The sequence below is a fragment of the Pseudochrobactrum sp. AO18b genome (assembly GCF_000409565.1).
Classification (GTDB): domain Bacteria; phylum Pseudomonadota; class Alphaproteobacteria; order Rhizobiales; family Rhizobiaceae; genus Pseudochrobactrum; species Pseudochrobactrum saccharolyticum.
The window spans coordinates 1-15388 of sequence record NZ_ANNO01000394.1 but is presented as its reverse complement, the minus strand read 5'-3'; the positions used below and the strand labels follow the sequence as shown (position 1 = coordinate 15388).

Annotated in this window: 23 protein-coding genes; 19 read left to right on the top strand and 4 right to left on the bottom strand. The window is 49.6% G+C overall.

Features of this window, described 5'->3' with window-relative positions; translation table 11 throughout:
- The 8 genes from A918_RS0115070 to A918_RS20655 all read left to right on the top strand — a co-directional run.
- A partial coding sequence (locus A918_RS0115070) for a major capsid protein (RefSeq protein ID WP_022711864.1) occupies positions 1-751 on the top strand: 751 nt, incomplete at its 5' end.
- Between the two features lie 26 nt (positions 752-777).
- Complete coding sequence (locus A918_RS0115065; protein WP_022711863.1) at positions 778-1149, top strand: hypothetical protein; 372 nt, start codon at positions 778-780, stop codon at positions 1147-1149.
- Entirely contained in the window at positions 1146-1487 is a 342-nt protein-coding gene (locus tag A918_RS0115060; RefSeq protein WP_022711862.1) for a hypothetical protein, read from the top strand. The genes A918_RS0115065 and A918_RS0115060 overlap by 4 nt, the downstream gene beginning before the upstream one ends.
- A 2-nt stretch (positions 1488-1489) precedes the next feature.
- Positions 1490-1954 (top strand): hypothetical protein, encoded by a 465-nt coding sequence (locus A918_RS0115055; protein WP_022711861.1) that lies wholly within the window; start codon positions 1490-1492, stop codon positions 1952-1954.
- Between the two features lie 43 nt (positions 1955-1997).
- Positions 1998-2414 (top strand): phage tail tube protein, encoded by a 417-nt coding sequence (locus tag A918_RS0115050; protein ID WP_022711860.1) that lies wholly within the window; start codon positions 1998-2000, stop codon positions 2412-2414.
- On the top strand, positions 2411-2827 hold the full coding sequence (locus A918_RS20660; protein ID WP_022711859.1) for a hypothetical protein: 417 nt from the start codon (positions 2411-2413) through the stop codon (positions 2825-2827). Before A918_RS0115050 ends, A918_RS20660 begins: the two co-directional genes overlap by 4 nt.
- Positions 2828-2847: 20 nt before the next feature.
- Entirely contained in the window at positions 2848-3027 is a 180-nt protein-coding gene (locus A918_RS22465; protein WP_075655064.1) for a phage tail assembly chaperone, read from the top strand.
- 8 nt (positions 3028-3035) lie between these two features.
- Entirely contained in the window at positions 3036-4814 is a 1779-nt protein-coding gene (locus A918_RS20655; RefSeq protein WP_022711858.1) for a hypothetical protein, read from the top strand.
- A gap of 37 nt (positions 4815-4851) precedes the next feature.
- On the opposite strand, the gene A918_RS0115035 is transcribed toward A918_RS20655, so the two are convergent.
- Positions 4852-5388: a hypothetical protein gene (locus tag A918_RS0115035; protein ID WP_022711857.1), complete on the bottom strand. Its 537-nt coding sequence runs from the start codon at positions 5386-5388 to the stop codon at positions 4852-4854.
- Between the two features lie 72 nt (positions 5389-5460).
- On the opposite strand from A918_RS0115035, the gene A918_RS0115030 reads away from it, so the two are divergent.
- Positions 5461-6087 carry a hypothetical protein gene (locus tag A918_RS0115030; RefSeq protein WP_022711856.1) on the top strand — a complete coding sequence of 209 codons (627 nt, stop codon included), beginning with the start codon at positions 5461-5463 and terminating at the stop codon, positions 6085-6087.
- On the opposite strand, the gene A918_RS0115025 is transcribed toward A918_RS0115030, so the two are convergent.
- The 3 genes from A918_RS0115025 to A918_RS0115020 form a co-directional block, all read right to left on the bottom strand.
- A complete protein-coding gene (locus A918_RS0115025) occupies positions 6084-6329 on the bottom strand; it encodes a hypothetical protein (RefSeq protein WP_139316358.1) in 246 nt (81 codons plus the stop codon). The two genes, A918_RS0115030 and A918_RS0115025, sit on opposite strands and share 4 nt — an antisense overlap.
- A 31-nt stretch (positions 6330-6360) precedes the next feature.
- Positions 6361-6561 (bottom strand): hypothetical protein, encoded by a 201-nt coding sequence (locus A918_RS21865; protein WP_156831459.1) that lies wholly within the window; start codon positions 6559-6561, stop codon positions 6361-6363.
- 429 nt (positions 6562-6990) lie between these two features.
- Positions 6991-7230 (bottom strand): DUF982 domain-containing protein, encoded by a 240-nt coding sequence (locus tag A918_RS0115020; protein WP_022711854.1) that lies wholly within the window; start codon positions 7228-7230, stop codon positions 6991-6993.
- A 64-nt stretch (positions 7231-7294) separates the two neighbouring features.
- Here A918_RS0115020 and A918_RS0115015 point away from each other — a divergent pair, with 64 nt between their 5' ends.
- The 10 genes from A918_RS0115015 to A918_RS0114970 are packed head-to-tail and all read left to right on the top strand — an operon-like array spanning position 7295 to position 15165.
- Positions 7295-7960 carry a hypothetical protein gene (locus A918_RS0115015; protein ID WP_022711853.1) on the top strand — a complete coding sequence of 222 codons (666 nt, stop codon included), beginning with the start codon at positions 7295-7297 and terminating at the stop codon, positions 7958-7960.
- Entirely contained in the window at positions 7960-8385 is a 426-nt protein-coding gene (locus tag A918_RS0115010; protein ID WP_156831458.1) for a GNAT family N-acetyltransferase, read from the top strand. Before A918_RS0115015 ends, A918_RS0115010 begins: the two co-directional genes overlap by 1 nt.
- A 25-nt stretch (positions 8386-8410) precedes the next feature.
- A complete protein-coding gene (locus tag A918_RS0115005; RefSeq protein ID WP_022711851.1) occupies positions 8411-11035 on the top strand; it encodes a phage tail protein in 2625 nt (874 codons plus the stop codon).
- Complete coding sequence (locus A918_RS0115000) at positions 11035-11508, top strand: hypothetical protein (RefSeq protein WP_022711850.1); 474 nt, start codon at positions 11035-11037, stop codon at positions 11506-11508. The genes A918_RS0115005 and A918_RS0115000 overlap by 1 nt, the downstream gene beginning before the upstream one ends.
- A 1-nt stretch (position 11509) precedes the next feature.
- Positions 11510-11962 (top strand): hypothetical protein, encoded by a 453-nt coding sequence (locus A918_RS0114995; protein WP_022711849.1) that lies wholly within the window; start codon positions 11510-11512, stop codon positions 11960-11962.
- A complete protein-coding gene (locus A918_RS0114990; protein WP_022711848.1) occupies positions 11962-12324 on the top strand; it encodes a hypothetical protein in 363 nt (120 codons plus the stop codon). The genes A918_RS0114995 and A918_RS0114990 overlap by 1 nt, the downstream gene beginning before the upstream one ends.
- Before the next feature lie 53 nt (positions 12325-12377).
- Complete coding sequence (locus A918_RS0114985) at positions 12378-12581, top strand: hypothetical protein (RefSeq protein WP_022711847.1); 204 nt, start codon at positions 12378-12380, stop codon at positions 12579-12581.
- Complete coding sequence (locus A918_RS21390; protein WP_022711846.1) at positions 12581-13933, top strand: hypothetical protein; 1353 nt, start codon at positions 12581-12583, stop codon at positions 13931-13933. Before A918_RS0114985 ends, A918_RS21390 begins: the two co-directional genes overlap by 1 nt.
- A 1-nt stretch (position 13934) precedes the next feature.
- Entirely contained in the window at positions 13935-14342 is a 408-nt protein-coding gene (locus A918_RS0114975) for a hypothetical protein (RefSeq protein ID WP_022711845.1), read from the top strand.
- Positions 14343-14367: 25 nt separating this feature from the next.
- Positions 14368-15165, top strand: coding sequence for a membrane protein (locus A918_RS0114970; RefSeq protein WP_022711844.1), 798 nt, complete (start codon positions 14368-14370; stop codon positions 15163-15165).
- The last annotated feature ends 223 nt before the right edge of the window (positions 15166-15388 follow it).

Genomic DNA, 15388 nt, shown 5'->3' with positions numbered 1-15388 from the left:
CGGCGAGCCGCTCAACGGCAATATGTCTGCGGAAGATCGCTACCTGCAGACTGTCACCGACATTCTGGCCGATCAGGATGATGAGGTGACGCGCCGTGAAGAAGTGATGGCGGCAGAGGCACTGCGCACGGGCAAGATCATCGTCAGCGGTGAGGACTATGAAACCCAGATTGTTGATTATAATCGGCCAGCAAATCACACGCTTGCTCTGACCGGTGCGGATCGCTGGGGCGAGGCGGGCGTATCCATCCGCAAATCTATCCGCTCATGGGCGACACGTGTTGCCACCACATCGGGCGGTGCAGCCACAGAAGTGATCCTTGGGGCAGAGGCAGCAGAATTGCTGCAAAGCGATCCTGAAATTCGTGAAATTCTGGATAACCGCCGCCAGATGGGCGGTGAAATGCAATTCGGCCCTGTTGCTGCCGGTTCTGAGGATATGGTGGCGATTTATCTTGGCACTGTCGGGCAGTTCAACTTCTGGCAATATACCCAGCTGTTTGAAGATGATCAGGGAAACAATCTTGAACTGTGGCCAAGTTTCGGCGTTGGTGTGGTTGCTCCAAGCCAGTTCCAGGGCTTTATGGCGCATGGTGCCATTCAGGATGTGGCAGCGCAGATGAGGCCGTTGTCTCGCTTCCCGAAAATGTGGAATGTCGAAGATCCGTCGGCAACCTTCCTGATGACACAGAGTGCGCCACTGCCGGTACCAGGTGATGCGTCTGCATCGCTCTTTGCCATGGTTCGCTAACCACTTAATTTGAGAGGAATGAAACTATGGCGAAAGTCAAAACTGTGCGGCAGGCCTATGCGGTAACGCTGACCATTGCTGGTAAAGATGTGCCGCCTGGTACCGCAGTCACCCTGCCACAGGAGGAAGCGGATAAAATCGCCGCTTTGTTTGGCACTGTGCCGGAGGATCGATCTCTACCGAAGCTACAGGAAGTGACAAAACCTCCCGCGCCGGTAAAGACTACTGATCTGGATGCGCTGAATGCGGAACTTGAAGCGGCTCAGCTTGTCTATGACAATACCAAGGAAGCGCTTGCAGAGCCGGATGCCGGTGATGAGCAGCTCGCGGCTTTTGAAGCAGCGGAAGAGCGCCTGAATGCTGCGGAAGCGGCATTGGAAAAGGCGGGCGGCGAATGAGCCGTCCTGCCATTTTCTCCGATATGGCCGATGCTTTTGTCTCTGGTCTCGGCAACGTCGAAGCCAGTGTCACTATCAAGGGTAGTCCTGTCCTGTTGACCGGTATTTTGCGAAAAGTTCGGGAGACAGATTTGCTCGACATCGAAGGTATGGGGCTGGAAGGGGTGAGCTATAGCTTTGCAGCTTCTGGCACAGCGCTCGATGGTGTTCGTCAGTCTGATACGATCACAATCATTCGTAGTGATGATGCGCAGGATATCGGTAGGGTTTTTGTGGTGGCTGGTCATGTTGATGACGGGCGAGCGATGAAACGCCTACTTCTGCATGAGGATGAATAATCATGGTGCATCTTCGACAAACGATCCTTGATAAGATCAGAGAGCAGCTCCAGCCGGTCGCAGCACAATATCTGGGCATTGTTACACCAATGCGCTCAACGGCAGTGCCGGAGGAGGATTTGCCCTCCTTCACAGTGCTCTACACCAGTGACCAGACGACGCCTGATGGTGTGGTCTATGATGATGTCACTCGCCAAGAACTGACGCGGCTCAATCATCGGCTTACCGTCAATGTGGTCATTCATTTTAAAGGTCGCAAAGATCCGTCTGCAGAGTTTGATCTTTTGGCGGCGGCTGTCGAGAGCGCATTGCCTCCATCAGATTTGGGCGGATTGGTCATCGATATGATTTTGTCTGCCACAGATCATTTTATCGATGCCGGTACGGCGCAGAGTCTTGGTGCGGGACGCATGGTGTTTGATGTGATTTACCGCACATATGCAGGCTATCCCAACTTGCAAGCCTGATCGCAAACCATTTATTCCATTTATTTAAACAGGAGATAAGTCCATGGCTTTAGGTCGTGAGCTTGTGATCAAGCGTCTGATGACGCCGGATGATTTTGTCTCGGTGTGTGTGACAGAATCCCGCTCATTGGAAATCAACAATGAAGAAATCGACATCACCAAGCCCAATTGTGCTGATCCAGGCAGCAAGCTTTTGTTGCAGCTGATGTATGGCATCCAGCGTATCAATGTGCAGCTTGACGGTGCTTTCGTCAGCAACACTGCCTCCAAGGCCATGATCGGTGATGCAGTCAATCAGGTTGTCACGCCGTATCAGGTGGTGGTGCCCGGGGTCGGGACATTCGAAGCTGACTTCCTGATTTCGCTGACATTCTCGGGCGATAAGACCAATGAGCTGCAGTGTCAGGGGCGAATGTCTGCAACCGGCACTGTTGGCTTTACTCCGGCAGTATCACCATGACGGATGCTTTACCCAATCCTCTCCGTGGTGAAGCTGCCTGCCGGATCGGCAATACGGATCTGGTCTTGGTTGTTGAATTTGGCCGGTTGGCAACGCTTTGTGAGGTGGCTGGTTGTGACACGATGGATCTGCTCTATACGCGGTTGATCGGCTTTCATCCCAAAACTGTGATGGCAGCCCTACGTGTCCTGACCAAGCATCCGGATGGCGACAAGGTAACGCGTGATCTGGCGCACAAAGCCATCGCAGAGCTGAGTGCCGCGGATGAACAGTCATTCCGCAAAGCTATCACCAAAGCTCTTTCCGGCCATATCAATGATGGCAAGAAACTGCGCGGTGAGACCGATCATCTCAATCAGTTGGAAAAGGCATTTGAGCAGGCCACATCGGGAAACGCACTGAGCCCCTCGTAATTACTAATCAAATCCAGCAAATGCTTAGTTTTGCAACCGGAGTATTAGGGTGGTCGCCGGAAGTCTTTTGGCGATCCACATGGCCGGAGCTGGAGTCGGCTATCGAGGGGCGTACCGGTAAACGCTCAAAAGACATTATCACACCGGCAAGGGCGGCAGAGATTGCCCGTCATTATCCACCTACCAAATCCATCAGATAGGGGAATTCATGTCCCGTAATGACATCATGGCGTTTATCGGCGCCAATGCCCGTGGCTTCCATGATGCCATGACCCGTGTACGCGGTGATACCAAGGCAACTGCCAAGAATGCGCAACGGGAATTCTCTGATCTATCTGCTGGTCTTAACCGTTCTATGTCTTTGGTAAAGGGAGCATTGGCAGGTCTTGGTATTGGCCTTTCCATTCAGGGCGTTAAGCAAATTGTTGCCGATATCGGCAATATTGAGACTGCTGCTAAGCGAGCTGGCATGACTATTAAGTCATTCCAGCAGATGAAATATGTCGCTGAAACCAACCGCATTGAAGTTGATGCGATGGCCGATGCCTTTCGTGAGTTAAACCTGCGGGCAAATGAATATGCCCAGACTGGCAAAGGCTCCGGTGCAGAAGCTTTTGCTCAGCTTGGTATGTCTCCGGAGGAGGTCAAGCAGCGGCTCAAAGATCCTGCAGATTTTATGCTGGAGATTATCGATCGTACCCGCCGCCTGAAAGACACTGCCGCCGGTATCCGTATTTTTGATGAGATCATGGGTGGTCAGGGTGGTGAGCAGTTTGTGTCCCTGATTGAACAAGGGCGAGATAAGCTGACCGAAACCATTAAAGAGGGCGAGGAGCTTGGCCGTGTTCTCTCCGATGATGTGGTGCAGGCTGCTGCCGATGTTGATAAAGCCTTCGTTGATATCACGAATACAGTATCAACGAGTTTGAAAGCCGCGATTGTTTCTGCGGCTTTGCAACTTCGCTACTTTCTTGACTTGTTCAATACAGTTGAGAACCGATCGCTGGATACTCTTATGAAACAGCGGGATGAGAAGCAGCGTGCCTTAAATATGAAAACAGGCGATTATCGCGGCGCATTTTTGCCTCCTAAAGAGCAGATTGAAAAAGAGCTCGCTGAAATTGACGCTCAAATCAAGGCACACAAGGATAAGCAAAAGCTCCCTAATCAGCCTGATGATAGTATCCTGCCACCTGTTACGCCTTATATTCTGCCTGAAGATAAAAAGAAAAAGACCGGCGGATCGCGTTTGGCAAAAATTACCGATGCTGAACGTGAGAAAAAAGCGATTGATGATCTGATTACCTCACTCGAAGAGGAGTTGGCGCTTGTCGGGCTTACTGATGAGGCACGAGATAAGGAAATTGCCCTTCGTAAAGCCGGTGCCAGTGCAACGGATGCTCAGCGTAATCAGATCACAGCACTGATTGAAGCGCGTTATCAGGAGCAAAAGGCGGTCGAGGCCGTGGAAGAGCAGCTTCGCCGCAATGCTGATGCAGCTCTTGATCTGGCTGATATCTCCATGAATATGATCGACACAATCATTGATGGTTCATTCAGCGCAAAAGAAGCATTAGCTGGGCTGCTCCGACAAATGGCGCAAGCTCTGCTTATGGGGCAGGGTCCATTGGCAAACCTGTTTGGGATATCGCCTCAGTCTTCTGGTCTCGGCGGTCTGTTTGGAATGATGTTCGGCGGCGCGCGCGCAGCGGGTGGGAGTGTAACACCCGGCAATCTCTATCGCGTCAATGAGAAGGGGGAGGAATTTTTCTCTCCCGGCGCTCATGGCCGCATTATTCCGCATGACGGTGCAGGCGGTGGCGGTGCATTCTCTTTCGCGCCGGTTTATCAAATTGATGCACGTGGGGCAGATCAGGCTGCTGTAACAAGATTGGAAGCTGGCCTGAAGAAGACCAATCAGGAAATGCAAGCGCGGGTGATCCAGACCGTTCGGGAAGCTCAAAGCAAATTTGTAAAGTTGGGATAGGGTGCTCAGGCTTGGCAATGCCAAACCTGAGCCCGATTTATGATGCAGTAGCTTGTCTCTGATCGCGTTTAGCCTGATTAACGCTAGCTGCTTTTTTCTGTCTGCCACGTTCCATAGGGTTGATGAGGCTTTTTACCTGCTTGTTGGGAATATTACGCATTCCTTCATGGGCGTGGCGTGTATTAAACGGAATTTTGTTGGCTTCAGCATGTTTCTTTAGCTCGAGAGCGTGCTGCGCATTTTCAACAAGTTCTTGTTTGGCGGCCATCTGGCGGCGGCGCTCAACTTCAGCATTGGTTCGGCGCATCGCCATTGCCAGAACGCTGAGTTTAGTTTTTGAGCCATCATCTGCCTTTGATGCGGCACCGCCTTTTGGTGCAGTTTTGCCCCTGATTTCTCGTCGTCTTTGGTGCGCTTGAGTTTTAGCTTTTTCGCGCCGCTCACGGAGCAGTTTAACAAGTGAGGTTAGATCAGCGTCGGGGAGGGATTGAAGAGCCGGATGGCGCGTTTTGTCCACCAATGCAAATTCATCTGCATTTAGCGCACGTTCTTCTTCTTTGCGGGTGATTGCCACGTTCCTTTACCTCCATACAGTCACAAATATCGAAAACCAACGTCACAGTTTTGAAAAGGTTCCATATTCGTTATGGCTCTTACCTACCCATTAGATATTCTTGCTGGTTTCCCCGGTTGGTCAACGGAGTTCGATCTGTTGTACAGGCAGGAATATAGCCGGACAGCAGGTGGTACGACGATTGCCAAGGATATGGGCACGCCACTGTGGAAGGCTTCTTTTCAATCCGTAATATTGCAACCGAATGAGCTTGATATCTGGCGGGCACGTTTAAAAGCGGTGGACGGCAGTTTACAGCAGTTTAGTGGCAGACCTATGAGCCGTTGTTTTCCGATTGCTTATCCGAATGGTACGGGCATTGGCGATGTATCTACGGCGAGTATTGAAGGTATTGGGGCAGATAACAAATCTATCGCTCTTCAAGGTATGCCGGTTTGGTTCTCGATAACAATCGGTGATTATGTGCAAATCGGAACAAAACTTTATCAGGTATTAGAAAGTGCAGTTGCGAATGCTTCAGGTAAAACCACGCACTTCGAACTACGCCCGCATCTGGCTCCCGGTACAGCTGTTGGCAATGTGGTTACACTAATCAAGCCATCGGTGCCGATGATCATTCTGCCGGGGTCGCTGACCACATCTACAGAGCTGAGCACAGGGCGTGGCACAATCTCGTTTCAGGCGGTGGAGGCTCGTTAGTTCGTTTTAACTTTTTTAACTGAACGCTTAGAAGTAAGTTTTTTTGGAGTGGCTAGCAAACTTGCTTCGTGAGCAAGGCGTTCATTTTTTAACCGGAGTGTTTTGGCTACTCGTTTTTTATACTCAGTCTCGATTATAGCGATTGCGATTTTGTGCGTAATAGTAGCTTTAGACTCAGAGGCTGAGGGAGAGGTATTCTTAAATGTTTTTTGCATAAGATCTTCTTGGTTTGTATTATTCACATTATGCTCCGTTTTTATTGGTACCGATAGTTTAGGGGCGATGCCTAGATAGCCCCCCGCCAATTCTTTTCAGAATGCTGCCGAGCTTAGTAGCGTCCTTTAATTGCGAGGCTGAACTTTTATGAGCAATTGAAATTTGTTTTTCAGTAGCAACATCTTGATGAAAATGACGCTGTTCTATGATTGCATGTGGAGGCTGTCTCCCTCCAATTGCTTTTAGAATATTACTCATGATATTCCTCCCAGTGTATTTAAAATGAAGATGTAAATGAGAAAAGTCGGAACATGAAATGATCACTTAACCATCTCATTTATCTTCAAATTTTGTATATTAGATTTAATATAATACAGAAAATATGTGATATAACTTGTTATAATTATTATATAATATGTAATTGTGTCTTATTTGCAGTGATTGACCGTTTGTTATGTTTTTGATCGAGTCAGATTTTCTGAGATCAGGAGATACCTGGCCAGTTTGTAATTTTTATCTGCTCATATATGCATCTATCAAAGGCAACGATTGATATGATGGCTCATTGTTTAAGGAAGTGACATCTGGGTAAAATTTGAAGTCAAATGGCTCAGAAAATGTTCGTTTTATGCGCAAGAACAATCTTTAGAGCTGCGTTTATGAGGTTTTATCGAAAAGGTGAAATTCTTATGCCAAAATCCCAGATACTTCTGCTGCATGTTTAAATGCAATCCGCGCACTTTGCGTGCTTCCATGATCATGTGAACACCTAAGGCAGGCTGTTATAGCTTCTCCCATACTATCCAGATCAAAACGCTGCCAATCGGAAAGCATAAAATTCTCCGCATCAGCAATATTACCGATTGAATGTGTGATGCCGTCTGAAATTTTAATAACGACGGCTTCATCCCAATAAATTAAATCCATGAGTTCATACCTCCTATTAAGATAACGCAGAGTTATCCAGAGTGTTCCTGAAGAAGGTGCAGCAATGCGATATATTTCAGCAGAAAACCAGCATGCGCTTGAACAGCGGATGTTGGTAGCGCGTGACTTTCTCTGGCTTGTTGCACGTGACCGACAGACTGGTGCTCCGGTAACGGAAGGTCTGTGGTCTGACGTGGGGAATATCACGGCAGATGTGGTCAATCCGGATAATGGTATACCTGAAACACGTGATTGGTATGGAACAGGTTCTCTGGTTTCCATTGACGATATTCCGCTCATCGCCAATCTTTCCGTGCAGAATGTCACAATCCGCATGTCGCAGGTGCATGAGGAAGTTGAACGGATTGTCCGTGATTATGATTGCCGTCAGGCGCGGGTAGAAGTCTATCGTGGCCTGTTCAATCCGGAAACACGTTTGATGGTCGCTCCGGCTGAGTGCCGGTTTGTTGGCTTTGTCGATAAGATTGAACTGAAAACGGCGTCTGAGAATGAGGATGGTGCAGTCACTATGACCTGCGCCAGCCACACACAGGAATTTACCCGCTCCAATACAGAGACGCGAAGCCATGCCTCACAAATCCTGCGCGACCCGAACGATACCTTTTACAAGGATGCGGCCACGGTTGAAGAATGGGAAGTGTTCTGGGGTTCCGAAAAGGGCAAGGTGCCGACACAGAAGAAGCGACGCAAATTTTTGGGGATTTTCTGATGATCCGACATGCCGTCACTTCTGACAAAATCTCCTGCTTGCGCTTGCTGCGTGAAAGTCATGAGGCTGCGGGCTTCACTTCTCCATTCAGTGCAGCCCATGCCTCGGCTTTGTTTGATTATCACTATGCAAGTCCGCAGGCTGGTCTTCTGGTTTTAGGTGATAAACCGGCGGGGCTGTTGATGGCAGGGTGGTTTGAGCATCCGTTCGGTTTTGGCCGTTATGCCAAAGAAACCGTTTGGTGGATAACACCAAGTGTTCGAGGGAGATGGGCAAGCAAGATGCTTGATGCCTATGAAGCATGGGCAAGAGAGCAGGGCTGCGTGGCTGCTGGCATGGCCTCACTCGCTACCAATGATGTTTCCCGCCTCTATAAGAGACGTGGTTATGCACCGGTCGAAGCACACTTTCTCAAAGTCCTCTGAGGCTTAGTTTTCAAAGAGATTATTCATGGCAATTTTTACCGGTATCGCATCTGCGATAGGCGGCCTGATGGCCTCTACCTTTTTGTCAGGGGCGGTCGGCAGCTTTTTGCTTAAAGCCGCCGTTGGTATCGGCCTCAATCTGCTTGCGCAATCCATTGCAGGCAAACCGCAGGAACCGGTATTTTCCATCAATGGCAGCCTGCAAGCCGGTGGTGACCTGCCGCGATCCTTCCTGATCGGGAGAACGTCAACAGCCGGTTCTCTGGTCTGGGTCAACACATGGGGGCATGACGGCGATACACCAAACGCTTATCTGACACAGGTTATTGGACTGTCTGATCTGCCGGTCGCTGGCCTGCGGGAGGTTTGGGTCAACGGTCAGAAAGTGACCCTTGATTACAATACGCCGGATATGTCGTGGGGTTGGCAGGTAAAAGAATATCGCAACGATGGTGATAATCTTTGGGTCAAATTCTATGATGGTACCCAGACTGTAGCTGATAGTTTTCTGGTCAATACCTGCTCCAATCAGAACCGCCAATGGGATGTGAACCGTGTCGGTCGTGGTGTGGCCTATGCCATTGTGACGGCGCGTGTCAGTAAGCAGATGTTCTCCGGTATTCCGAATTTCAAATTCGAGCTGGATGGCTTCAAATTCTACGATCTGTCAAAAGATAGCACCGCAGGCGGAAACGGTTCGCATCGGTGGTCTGATCCGTCCACATGGGGTGGTGATGGCGATCATCTGCCAGCTGTACAGGAATATAACCTGCTGCGTGGCCTCCGCTGGAATAATCAGTGGTTCTATGGTGTGCAGGGCATGTCTGCTGCGCGCCTTCCAGCTGACAACTGGATCAAGGCCATTAATAAGTGCCGTGCACCTATTTATGGGGCAAATGGCTTAGAGCCGACCTATCGGGCTGGTGGCGAGATCACTATTGATGCGCCTCTCGCAAATGCACTTGAAGCATTGAACACGTCCTGTCAGGGGCGTATCGCGGAAGTCGGCGGTTTCTATCAGATGTTTCTGGGCAGCCCCGATGCGCCGGTCATTCATTTCACCGATGACGATATTCTCTCGACCGATGAGCAGACATTCCCCCCGTTCTTCGGTCTGTCGGATACGATCAATGGTGTCTCCGCAACTTATCCGTCCTTCACTGACGGTTGGGTGATGAAGTCCGCGCCATCCTTGTTCCGTACTGATCTGGAAGCCTTGCACGGCAACCGGCGCTTGATGGCTAAAGTTGAACTGAACTTTGTGCCATATGCTGAACAAGTGCAGCGGCTTATGAAGTCGGCTCTTGAAGAGGGCCAGCTGGCGCGGCGGCACACTCTGGTCATTCCACCGAAATTCTGGGCGTATGCTGTGCCTGGCGTTATATGGGCATGGACTTCCAAGCGCAACGGTTATGTCAATAAGCTGATGCGGATTGATGGCTCGGTTGACCGTGCCAATCTTGATGTTTTGGCCGATATGACTGAGGTTGATCCGTCCGACTATGATTGGGAAAGCGGCTCGGATTATCGCCCGCCGGTTGACGGGGCAGTTGGTGCAATGCGTCCGCTGCCGACACCCATCTTCGATTTTGCTGTTACACCAGATATTGCACAGGACAGTAACGGCAATAATCGCCGGTGTGGCATTCGATTGGTCTGGGATGGTGAAGTGACCGGCGTTGATACGGTTATGTTTGAGGTGCGTCTCAAATCATCGCTGGCTGAAATCTATAAAGGCCGAACTGAAGATGTAGAGCGCGGGGCGCTATTGATTGCTCCAGGCATTCTTTTGCCGAATATGCTCTATGAAGTCCGTGCGCGTTACTCATCTTATGATGGCAGTACGCCCTTTGTCTGGTCTGACTGGATTGAGGTGCGCACCGCGGATATCCGTTTCGGTCCACTTGATATTTACGCGATCAATATTGAACAGCTCAATAAGGATATCAGCGATGTTCTGAAAGGTTTGGGAGAGACAGATCGGTATGTTCAGGAGGAGTTGGATCGTATTGGTGCGCTGGCAGCTGAGCAGGAAGCTGGCAATGCCGGTATGTTCAAACTGCTACGTGAAGAAGCGGCGGTCACTGCGGGCAATCTAAAGGCAGGTTACACAAGGCTCGTTTCCGTTTCCATCGGTCCCGGCAGTGCAATTGCTTCCCGTATCGAAAAGTTGGAGGCAAAAGTTGATGAGGATATTGCTCAGGCTGTTAGCCAACTGACAACGCGCATCAACACTGTTGGCGATACTGTTGAGGCTCAGGCTGAAGCAATTACCCTGCTCACTGCTGATGTCGGCAATTTCTCAGCTGGTGGTTTGATCCGCATTACCAGTGAAGCCGCAAGCGGCAGTGCTTTGAACCGGATTGCTTTCAGCAGTTATGTGCAAGCTATGGGGCAGACTGCACAGGCGGCGATGTGGCTGGAAGCCTTCACAGGTAATGGTGGCCAATTGCTCAGTCAGATCATCATGAATGCTGATCGTTGGATCGTAACTAATGGTGTGAACAGCATGTCGCCGATGACATTCATCAATGGTGAACTGACCCTGATGTTGGCAAAAATCAATGAAATCATCTCCGGTCTGATCCGCTCACCTGACAGCAAATTCGTCATTAATCTTGATGAGGGTTTTTTGAAGGTGTCTGACTGATGAATACAAGACTGCACTTAACAAAAAATCATCTCGTGGTTTCAAAACAGGGATTTGACGCGGACAATCCATCATTGGCAGAGGGTGATAAGCTCTTTGATAGTGATTGGTTATTCTCCAGCACGATTGTGGAGGTCGGTCTGCATATTGATCAATCCAGTTATAAAATGGATCCACCGCCGCAGAATTTGACCCGTTGGGATGAGCAAACGGATTGGTCTGCGCCGCAGATTATCAACTTTCAACCATTGGATTATGTTCCGACAGTATTGTTAATCAGTCTGTCTGATCCTCGGTACTGGGGTAATCATGGCATGGTATTGTTGGGCGCTCAGCCTCTCATCAATCGACCAAGTGATTATTGGCGCACGGGCGAAATAACCGTCACCAATAGTCGTATAACTATCCCGCGAATTCGCAATCCTTCTGGTTATTATCGGGAGAGCTTTATTTATCTGGTGATGGGGATATGACATGGATGAAAATATCCTTATCGGCAAAAACGGTAATCAGCATGGCATCTGGGTAGCCAAGCAGGGAAAAACCGTACAGCAGGGCGGCCAGATGCTGATGTCATCTGTTCAAGACATGCTGAAAATCCATGCGCAAGGCTCTGTTCCATCATTCGGCTACAATGAATCGCAAGGATTATGGCGGCATCAAATTGAAGTCCCATTTCAGGAGCTTCCGTTTATTCCGCTGGCATTCATGGGCTTTAAATCTTCCGCTGCTGAGCCGTTTCAATTCCCGCCTGATCTGAGCGGTATTGTGGCTACGCAATCATTTGGCGGAAATATTGGCTTGGTAAACTTTATGCCTGTTGTTGGCATCTCTCATAACAAGCTGACTTTTAGGGGCTGGGTGCCTCAATATGAATGCCGGTTCAATTATACCGTCTTTTTAGTCAAGCTACGTGAGAAGTTCTGATGGCGGGGCGGGTACTATTCCAGCGTGGTGCCAACTTTAAATTTCGCATTTCCAAACCCGGAAAAGACGTTGATAGCACTGATCTTTTTGACTTTGTGCTGCATGAGGGGATCGGCACTGTTGCCCCTTATGTAACAGGCTCGGTTCAGGTGCCAGCAAATAGCAATGTGCTCATTCCATTCGGACGCACCTATCAGCAGCCGGCACTGATTATGCTTAAACCGTCCGATGGTGTTGTCGCGTTTCTATCGCAATTTGAAGCCCGTATTCAAAGCGATATGGCTTCAATGAGGATTTACAACAAAACCGGCACAACGCGCTATGTCACCTATTACGTCTATTGGAATTCGATAGGCGGCTGACTTTCCTTACTACACTCACAGCAATCACCCGCTTTGTGCGGGAAGGAGAACGCATGTCTGCAACACAGACCAATATCACTCCACCAATACAAATTCACCCGCTGGCTGAACTGCATGAAACGGCGTTTCAGCTTGGCATTATCCGTCAGCGTAATCTGATTTTGGCTTCAGAAAATCTAATGATGAAAGAACGCATTCAAGTTCTGGAAGCGGAAAACAAAGAACTGATTGCAGAGCGCAAGGAAGGGGCAGATTAATGTCTATTCGTCCCGACTGGATGACCGGCACGCTTAATCTCGTTGCCGGAACACCTGACTTCACCACGACAGGGTCGGCTTTGCAGACCGCAGCCATTCAGGCCGGTGATGCGATTATCACGGCTACAGGCTATGTGCTGATTATTGCTGAAATCACCGGGCAGAACAGCGGTCGGTTATTTGATAATTGCCCTGTGGCAGCTGCCGGTGACGGGCAACCCTTGCGGGTTCGCTATCAGCCGGATGGTAGCCGTGTGCAGGCTGCTGTTCGGATGATGAGAGAGTTGCTGACCACAGGCAACCTTGAAGCATTTGCTGCACTCGTTGGCGAAGAAGATGCCGTACCGGTCTTTGTTGGACCAGGTGTTATGAAATTGGTGCCGAAAGCAGAGTTCGGACCCGATGATACAAAAGGCAATCTGGCCGCTCTCGCTGCGTTGGATAATATTTCCAATCTCTCAGAGCTTGCAGCAATTGCGAAAGCCAATGATCAGTTCATTATCATGGGGCCGGACGGCACAATCACGCTGAAGTCAATAAAAAGCGTGACTGATGCGATAGCCAAAAATGCGACTGAGATTGATAAGAAGTACGCTCTTCCTTTAGGTGGAACGGCGGATCAGCTGCTTGATGCGACCGGGGCTGCGATCTCCAAGGAGAGTTTGCCGATTTCAGATGCAGTACAGAAAGCATTGGATGCCAAAGCTTCTTATAACTGGATCATCAATGGCGATTTCACCATTAATCAGCGTGGTGGTGTGAAAAAGCCTGCCAATGGTGTGTATGGTTTTGACCGCTGGAAAGGTCACACAAACGGAATTGAGCAGATTATTGAGGCTCTGCCTGCAGGTGAATATACGCTCACTTGGTCGGGTGGAGGCACTGGCTCGTTCGGTGGGCAAACGAATGCCTCACCCATAAAAGCGACAGTGGCTAGCGGGAATACCTCGATTGTTGTTCCAGAAACCGCTACGAAAGTGTCAGTTGTGTCAGGAGATGCTACCGGTGCCGATCCTTGGTTAATATGTAAAAGGTCAGATGTAATAGAGGGATTGTTATGTCGCAGGTATTACCAAGTTTATAATAGCGTTAGAGGGGTGGGAGGATCAAATAACAATGCTTACATCGGGGGATTTTGGCAGTATCCAGTAGCTATGAGGGTTTATCCGTCAATTAGTTTTGATAATGGCTCCGGTGGGGCTGGCACTGTTTCAACCCAAGCTGGCGGCGATGCTTTAATCGCTGCCGGTGGGTTTGCAGCTACACCTTACTACTTCCAAGTTGATGCTATTTTAAATAAAAATACTGGAATGTGGTGGGTATTTACTATGTATATTGATGCGGAGTTTTAACATGATCGAAAGCGCAAAATATACAGTATTCGGAACAATACTTGCTGTTATCAATGGGGTGGAACTAACCATACCTGATATTGAGGAAAACAGACACCGCGCCATGATTGCTGAATGGGAGGCAGTAGGAAATCTCATCGAGCCTTACTTGCCGGTGCCAGAATCGGAACCTGTAATTATCATTCCTGCTGTCACTCTATGGGAACGTCTGACAGATTCTGAGGCCATTCAGTTGAATGATGCAATGGCTACTCAGCCAGTCCGCACTCGTCAGATATTTCTCACAGCCAATACATTCCGCTCAGATCATGAGCTTTGGCCTCTCCTGCAGCAGGTTGCTACTAATCTGTTTGGTGTAGAGCGGGCAGCAGAGTTGCTGGCCTACCCTCTAACTATTATGCTGCTTTAAAAGTAAATTTCACAGGAAAATTCAAATGGATAAAACCGTACCAGCTGGCGCGGCGATTCTGCTTGACTTCATTCGTAGGACTGAAGTCGGGCGGACTGATCGCGCGTCTTATGACGTTATCTACGGTCACAATCAGGGCAAGCTATCAAAACCAATCACCTCGATGACAATCGGTGAACTGGTTGATGCGCAAGCCAGTTTTACCAAGCGGTTCAAATCATCGGCCTCTGGTGGTTATCAGTTCATGCGCAAGACCCTGCAGGATTTGTCGCGTGATCTGCGGCTGAACGGTCGGCAGACTTTCGATCCTGATTTACAAGACCGCCTCGGCTATCACCTACTTAAGCGCCGTGGCTATGAAGAGTTCATGACCGGTACAATCTCCATGACTGAGTTTGCCAAACAACTGGCAATGGAGTGGGCTTCGTTTCCGGTGCTTGCCGTGACTAAAGGCCAGCACCAGCAGCTTAAACGCGGCCAGTCCTATTATGATGGTGATGCACTCAATAAGGCCTTGGTTTCGCCGGAAGCCATTGAGGCGGTGTTGCGTAAGGTAAAAGAGGCAGGCAACGACTTGCCTGTTCCGGTTCCTGAAGCGACGGAAGCGGAAACACAACCACTTGAACCTGAGAAGGCAAAGCCGGTTTCTCACTCAAAACGGTTTTGGACATGGCTTACAGCTGCGGTGCTTCCGGCAGTTGGTTTGCTGGATTGGCGGGTGCAGCTGGCTTCCGTGGTTGTGGTGGGCGGTATCGCGGTTTACGCGATTTATTCAATGCCGTCTGTGAAATTCAAAGTCGAAAAACTGTTAGAGGCGCTCTGATGCTGGGGCGGCTCCAAATAATACTCGCTGTGCTGGCCGTGTGTGCTGTCGTGCTCATGGGCGCATTTCAACATGGCAAATACAAAGAACGGCAACGCGGCGCAATTCAGCAGCTGCAGAGTGATATCCGTGCGGAGCGGGAGAGGGTGAAGGATGATGCGAAAACGCGCAATCAATCGGACTATGATTTCTGTGTTCAGTCTCTTCGCCGTCGCGGGGTGCA

What these genes read in the sequence shown, in the direction of transcription:
- A918_RS0115065 (WP_022711863.1), top strand. Translation starts at nt 778, where the DNA reads ATGGCGAAAGTCAAAACTGTGCGGCAGGCCTATGCGGTAACGCTGACC.
- A918_RS0115060 (WP_022711862.1), top strand. Translation starts at nt 1,146, where the DNA reads ATGAGCCGTCCTGCCATTTTCTCCGATATGGCCGATGCTTTTGTCTCT.
- A918_RS0115055 (WP_022711861.1), top strand. Translation starts at nt 1,490, where the DNA reads ATGGTGCATCTTCGACAAACGATCCTTGATAAGATCAGAGAGCAGCTC.
- A918_RS0115050 (WP_022711860.1), top strand. Translation starts at nt 1,998, where the DNA reads ATGGCTTTAGGTCGTGAGCTTGTGATCAAGCGTCTGATGACGCCGGAT.
- A918_RS20660 (WP_022711859.1), top strand. Translation starts at nt 2,411, where the DNA reads ATGACGGATGCTTTACCCAATCCTCTCCGTGGTGAAGCTGCCTGCCGG.
- A918_RS22465 (WP_075655064.1), top strand. Translation starts at nt 2,848, where the DNA reads ATGCTTAGTTTTGCAACCGGAGTATTAGGGTGGTCGCCGGAAGTCTTT.
- A918_RS20655 (WP_022711858.1), top strand. Translation starts at nt 3,036, where the DNA reads ATGTCCCGTAATGACATCATGGCGTTTATCGGCGCCAATGCCCGTGGC.
- A918_RS0115030 (WP_022711856.1), top strand. Translation starts at nt 5,461, where the DNA reads ATGGCTCTTACCTACCCATTAGATATTCTTGCTGGTTTCCCCGGTTGG.
- A918_RS21865 (WP_156831459.1), bottom strand. Translation starts at nt 6,561, where the DNA reads ATGAGTAATATTCTAAAAGCAATTGGAGGGAGACAGCCTCCACATGCA.
- A918_RS0115020 (WP_022711854.1), bottom strand. Translation starts at nt 7,230, where the DNA reads ATGGATTTAATTTATTGGGATGAAGCCGTCGTTATTAAAATTTCAGAC.
- A918_RS0115015 (WP_022711853.1), top strand. Translation starts at nt 7,295, where the DNA reads ATGCGATATATTTCAGCAGAAAACCAGCATGCGCTTGAACAGCGGATG.
- A918_RS0115010 (WP_156831458.1), top strand. Translation starts at nt 7,960, where the DNA reads ATGATCCGACATGCCGTCACTTCTGACAAAATCTCCTGCTTGCGCTTG.
- A918_RS0115005 (WP_022711851.1), top strand. Translation starts at nt 8,411, where the DNA reads ATGGCAATTTTTACCGGTATCGCATCTGCGATAGGCGGCCTGATGGCC.
- A918_RS0115000 (WP_022711850.1), top strand. Translation starts at nt 11,035, where the DNA reads ATGAATACAAGACTGCACTTAACAAAAAATCATCTCGTGGTTTCAAAA.
- A918_RS0114995 (WP_022711849.1), top strand. Translation starts at nt 11,510, where the DNA reads ATGGATGAAAATATCCTTATCGGCAAAAACGGTAATCAGCATGGCATC.
- A918_RS0114990 (WP_022711848.1), top strand. Translation starts at nt 11,962, where the DNA reads ATGGCGGGGCGGGTACTATTCCAGCGTGGTGCCAACTTTAAATTTCGC.
- A918_RS0114985 (WP_022711847.1), top strand. Translation starts at nt 12,378, where the DNA reads ATGTCTGCAACACAGACCAATATCACTCCACCAATACAAATTCACCCG.
- A918_RS21390 (WP_022711846.1), top strand. Translation starts at nt 12,581, where the DNA reads ATGTCTATTCGTCCCGACTGGATGACCGGCACGCTTAATCTCGTTGCC.
- A918_RS0114975 (WP_022711845.1), top strand. Translation starts at nt 13,935, where the DNA reads ATGATCGAAAGCGCAAAATATACAGTATTCGGAACAATACTTGCTGTT.
- A918_RS0114970 (WP_022711844.1), top strand. Translation starts at nt 14,368, where the DNA reads ATGGATAAAACCGTACCAGCTGGCGCGGCGATTCTGCTTGACTTCATT.